This window comes from Actinophytocola sp., assembly GCF_045807065.1.
Taxonomy (GTDB): domain Bacteria; phylum Actinomycetota; class Actinomycetes; order Mycobacteriales; family Pseudonocardiaceae; genus Actinophytocola.
This window is the reverse complement of record NZ_JBJMIE010000195.1, coordinates 1-4,889: the sequence shown is the minus strand read 5'-3', so window position 1 is coordinate 4,889 and position 4,889 is coordinate 1. Positions and strand designations below refer to the sequence as shown.

The 4,889-nt window shown below is 73.8% G+C and carries 6 protein-coding genes; all 6 read left to right on the top strand.

What is annotated here, in order from left to right:
- On the top strand, window positions 1-323 hold a 323-nt coding region (locus ACJ73U_RS11280), incomplete at its 5' end, for an ABC transporter permease (RefSeq protein ID WP_407777518.1).
- Window positions 320-1,258: an ABC transporter ATP-binding protein gene (locus tag ACJ73U_RS11275; RefSeq protein WP_407777517.1), complete on the top strand. Its 939-nt coding sequence runs from the start codon at window positions 320-322 to the stop codon at window positions 1,256-1,258. The genes ACJ73U_RS11280 and ACJ73U_RS11275, both read left to right, overlap by 4 nt.
- Window positions 1,255-1,950: an ABC transporter ATP-binding protein gene (locus ACJ73U_RS11270; RefSeq protein ID WP_407777516.1), complete on the top strand. Its 696-nt coding sequence runs from the start codon at window positions 1,255-1,257 to the stop codon at window positions 1,948-1,950. Before ACJ73U_RS11275 ends, ACJ73U_RS11270 begins: the two co-directional genes overlap by 4 nt.
- On the top strand, window positions 1,947-2,936 hold the full coding sequence (locus ACJ73U_RS11265) for a P1 family peptidase (protein WP_407777515.1): 990 nt from the start codon (window positions 1,947-1,949) through the stop codon (window positions 2,934-2,936). The genes ACJ73U_RS11270 and ACJ73U_RS11265 overlap by 4 nt, the downstream gene beginning before the upstream one ends.
- Window positions 2,933-4,000: a C45 family autoproteolytic acyltransferase/hydolase gene (locus ACJ73U_RS11260; protein ID WP_407777514.1), complete on the top strand. Its 1,068-nt coding sequence runs from the start codon at window positions 2,933-2,935 to the stop codon at window positions 3,998-4,000. Before ACJ73U_RS11265 ends, ACJ73U_RS11260 begins: the two co-directional genes overlap by 4 nt.
- On the top strand, window positions 3,997-4,889 hold an 893-nt coding region (locus ACJ73U_RS11255; RefSeq protein ID WP_407777513.1), incomplete at its 3' end, for an aldehyde dehydrogenase family protein. The genes ACJ73U_RS11260 and ACJ73U_RS11255, both read left to right, overlap by 4 nt.

The window sequence follows — 4,889 nt, the reverse complement described above, 5'->3', positions numbered from 1 at the left end:
TCATCAGCGGCGCCAGGTGGCCGAGGATCCTGCTGCGGCACGTGCTGCCGAACGACTCCGGCACCGTCGCCGTCCAGGGCACCTACGCGCTGTCGATGGGCATCCTCGTCGAGGGCGGGCTGAGCTTCCTCGGCTTCGGCGTGCAGCCGCCGCAGTCCTCGCTCGGCGCCCTGATCCAGCAGGGCAGTGCCTACCTGCTCACCGCGCCGTGGCTGGTCATCTCGCCAGGAGCCGTGCTCGTCGTGGCGATCCTCGCGATCAACGTGTTCGGCGACGGCCTGCGCGACAGCCTGGAACCGAGGAAGGCCCGGTCGCTGACATGACACACGTGCTGGAGGTCGACGGCTTGGAGGTCGACTACGACAACGGGGTGCGGGCACTCGACGGCGCCACCCTCACTGTCTCGGCCGGGGAGACAGTGGGGATCGTCGGCGAGAGCGGGTCGGGCAAGTCGACGCTCGGCTCGGCGGTCGGTGGCCTGCTGCCACCGCCCGCGACGATCGCCGATGGGGCGGTGCGCGTCGACGGGGCGGACGTGCACCGTCTGCGGCCCACCGAGCTGCGGGAGCTGCGGCGCGACCGGCTCGGCTTCGTCTTCCAGGAACCGATCGGCTCGCTCGACCCGACCATGCGGGTGGGCAGGCAGGTGGCGCTCGTGCTCCGGGGTCGCGGTGACGTGCTGGCGCACCTCGAGCGGGTACGGCTCACCGACCCCGCGCGGGTGGCCAGGTCCTACCCGCACCAGCTGTCCGGCGGGATGGCGCAGCGGGTCGCGATCGCCATGGCCATGGCGCGGGAGCCGGGGATCCTCGTCGCCGACGAGCCGACCGCGGCGCTGGACGCCCAGATCCGCGATGACGTCCTCGACGTGATCTTCTCGCTGGCCGCCGAGACGGGGACCACGATCCTGTGGCTGAGCCACGACCTGCCGGCGGTCGGCAGGCGGTGTTCCCGCGTCGCGGTGATGTACGGCGGGCGGGTGGTGGAGTCGGGCGCGGCGGCCGACGTGCTGCGTGCGCCGCAGCACCCGTACACCGCCGCGCTGGTGCGTGCGGTCCCCGGCGCCGTCGAGGAGGGGGAGCGGCTCGCGTCGATCCCCGGCCAGCCACCGGTGCTGACCGGCCCGGCGAAGGGGTGCGCGTTCGCACCGCGCTGTCCCGAGGCCGTCGGGTCGTGCGGCACGTCCCGGCCGCCGCTCGTCCGCCTGCGCGACCGGGACGTGCTGTGCCACCGCGCACCGGTGGGGGCGGGCCGATGATCCTGGAACTGGACGAGGTGACCGTCACCTTCACCTCGGGACCGCCGTGGCGGCGCCGCCGGGTGGACGCGATGCGGGACGTGTCGCTCCAGCTGGCCGACGGCGAGATCCTCGGCCTGGTGGGGGAGTCCGGCTCCGGCAAGACCACCACCAGCATGGTCGCGCTCGGCCTGCGGGCACCGACGAGCGGCACGGTTCGGTTCGAGGGTCGCCCGTTTCCCAAGCGGCGCAGGGATCTGGCCGGCCGGATGCAGGCCGTGCTCCAGCATCCACAGTGGTCGCTCAACCCGAGGATGCGGGTCGGTCAGTGCGTCGCGGAACCCCTCGCGGTGCTCGGTGGCACGCCGAGGGCGGAGCTCGCCCGTCGCGCCGAGGAGAGCCTCGACCAGGTCGGCCTCGAGGCGTCGTTCGCGCGCCGGTACCCGCACGAGCTGTCCGGCGGGCAGCGGCAGCGGGTCTCGATCGCGCGGGCGCTGATCACCCGGCCGCCGTTCGTCGTGTTCGACGAGGCCGTGAGCGCGCTGGACGTCTCCGTGCAGGCGCAGATCCTCAACCTCGTCAAGGACCTGCGCGCGGAGATCCCGTTCGCCGCCCTGTTCATCAGCCACGACCTCGCGGCGGTGAAGTACACAGCCGACCGCACGGTCGTGATGCGGCACGGCCAGATCGTGCAGACAGAGGAGGCCATGTGACTGAGCCAAGGTTGGCCAGGAGGTCGGAGTTCCTGCCCGGCGCGCTCACCAACCACGACGTGCCGCTGGTCCCGCAGCCCAGCCCCGGCCGAGGAGTCGTCGAGTTCGACCTGCCGGGGATCTACGCCGGCACCGCCGAGTACGGCGAGGGGCCCACCGGCTGCACGGTGATCTACGTGCCGAAGGGCGCCCGCACCGCGGTCGACGCGCGGGGTGGCGCCGTCGGGCTGTCCGGCGGCTACCAGTTCCACCACGCCGTCGTGCTCGCCGGCGGCTCGGTGTACGGGCTGGAGGCGGCCGCCGGGGTGAGCACGGAACTGTTGCACCGCGCGGAGAACCGCACCCACTGGGCCGCGCTCGCGCACGTGTCCGGCGCCGTGGTCTACGACTTCTCCACCAGGGCGACGGCGATCGCACCCGACGCCGCGCTCGGTAGGGCGGCACTGGAGAACTCGCTGGCGGGGCGGGTCCCGGTCGGGCAGTGCGGGGCAGGCCGCGCCACGTCCGTCGGCAAGATCGACTACGACCGGGCCGAGTTCGCCGGGCAGGGCGCGGCGTTCGGCGCGTTCGGCGACGCGAAGGTGCTCGTGGTCACCGTGGTGAACGCGGTCGGCGTGGTCGTCGACCGCGACGGCACGGTGGTGCGGGGCAACTACCACCGCGACACCGGCGAGCGCAGGACGCCTGCCATCGACTACGCCGACAGCTTCACCACCGGCGCCGTCCCGGCCCGCACGGTCGCAGGCAACACGACGCTCACCGTGGTCGTGACCAACGTCCGGCTCACCGACGTCGCGCTGCGGCAGTTCGCCACCCAGGTGCACAGCTCGATGCACCGCGCGATCCAGCCGTTCCACACCGAGCTGGACGGCGACACGCTGTTCGCGCTCACCACCGACGAGGTCGAGCTGACCGGCACGGCCGCCGGCCTCGGCGCGCTCGCCTCCGAGGTGGCGTGGGACGCGGTGCTGTCGAGCGTGGCATGATCCCGGTCCACACCTCACGGGAGCCGTCGCCCGCCGAGCAGGGGCTCGCGCTGGGCGCCATCTGGCGGCCGCGCATCGAGCGTGCCCTCACGTCGTACACCGCACTGTTCGCCGCGCACGGCGTCGGCGCGGAACAGGCCCGCGGGTGGGGCGAGCGGGCCATCGCCGAGACCCGGGCGTGGGCGCCCGCCCTCGCCGAGGAGATGGTGGGGGTGGCGGCCGGTGCCGGGCTCGAGGAGTGGCAGCTGGGTGCGTTGAACGGGCGCACCGAGATCCTCGCCGCCGTCGGCGCCACCGGCGAGGGCGAGTGTTCGACGTCCGTCGTGCTCGACGGTGTCGCACCACGCACCGTGCAGACCTGGGACTGGCACGACACCTTTCGGCACGTGATGCTGCTGCGTGCCATCGGGGTGGGGCCGGGCCGCGCGGTGTGCACGTTCACCGAGTTCGGCATCGTCGGCAAGATCGGGGTCAACTCCTCGGGCCTCGGCGTGCACTTCAACGTGCTGCGGCACGGCAGCGACCACGCGGACATCGGCGTGCCGGTCCACGTGGTGGCCCGCCGGATCCTCGACGAAGCGTCTACTGTGGACGAGGCGGTGGCGCTGGCGCGGTCGGCCCGGCTGTCCGCGTCGTCGGTGCTGACGGTCGTGACCCGCGACGAGGCGCGCTGCCTCGAGCTGAGCCCCGCCGGTGTCGCCGAGCTGACCGGCACCACCCTGTTGCACACCAACCACTTCCTCGACCCCGCGCTGGCACCGGGGGAGCGCACGCTCCCGGAGGAGTCCACTACCATCGAACGCCTCGCCGTGCTCGGTTCCCGCGCGGGCGCGCTGCGGTCACCGGGCAGGGACGCGCGGGCCGCCGCGCTCCGGTACCACCGCGAGGACGGCGCGCCGTTGTGCGCCCACGCCGACCCGTCGCTACCACCGCACACCCGCTGGGAAAGCCTCGCCACCATCACCCTGGACGTCGTCGAGTGCCGCATGGACGTGCACGAGGGCGGTCCATGCCGGGTGACCCCGGACACGTGGCAGTCCTTGTCCGCTAAGGAGACCGCATGACCGACATCAGCTACGACGCACGCACGGGCGGCGCGGTCGAGGAGGTCCCGACCAGCTCAGCGTCCGAAGTGGACGCGGGGCTCGCGGCGGCCGCCGCCGCGGCACCGGTGGTCGCGGCGACGCCGCCGGCGGAACGGAAGCGCTGGCTGTACGCGGTCGCGGACGCGATCGAGGTGCCCGCCGCCGTCGACGAGCTGGTCGCGGTCGCCGACCGGGAGACCGGGCTCGGCGAGGAGCGGCTGCGCATGGAGATCGGCCGCACCTCCGTCCAGCTGCGGTACTACGCCGACGTCGCCGTCGAGGGGTCCTACCTGGACGCCACGGTCGACGCCGGTCTGCCCCGCCTGGCCCGCGTGCGGGTGCCGCTCGGCCCGGTCGCGGTGTTCGGCGCGAGCAACTTCCCGTTCCTGTTCAGCGTTCTCGGCACCGACACGGCGTCCGCGCTCGCGTCAGGCTGCCCGGTGGTCGTGAAGGCCCATCCGGCGCACCCGGTCCTGAGTGCCCGCCTCGGCGCGCTGGCGCTCGCGGCACTGCGGGAGGCAGGCGCGCCGGCGGGACTGTTCGCCCTGGTCAGCGGCTTCGAGGCGGGCGCGCGGCTGGTGCGGTCACCACGCACGACCGCAGTCGCGTTCACCGGCTCCCTCGGCGCCGGGCGGACGTTGTTCGACGTCGCCTCGTCCCGGCCGTCGCCGATCCCCTTCTACGGCGAGCTCGGCGCGCTCAACACGCTCGTCGTGTGCCCCGCGGCGGCGGCACGCGGGGAGGACATCGCGGCGGGGCTGGCCGCCTCCTTCACGCTCGGCGTCGGGCAGTTCTGCACGAAGCCCGGTGTGGTGCTGCTCCCCGCGGGCGCGCCCGGCGAGGCCGTCCGCCGCTCGCTGGCGAAGCG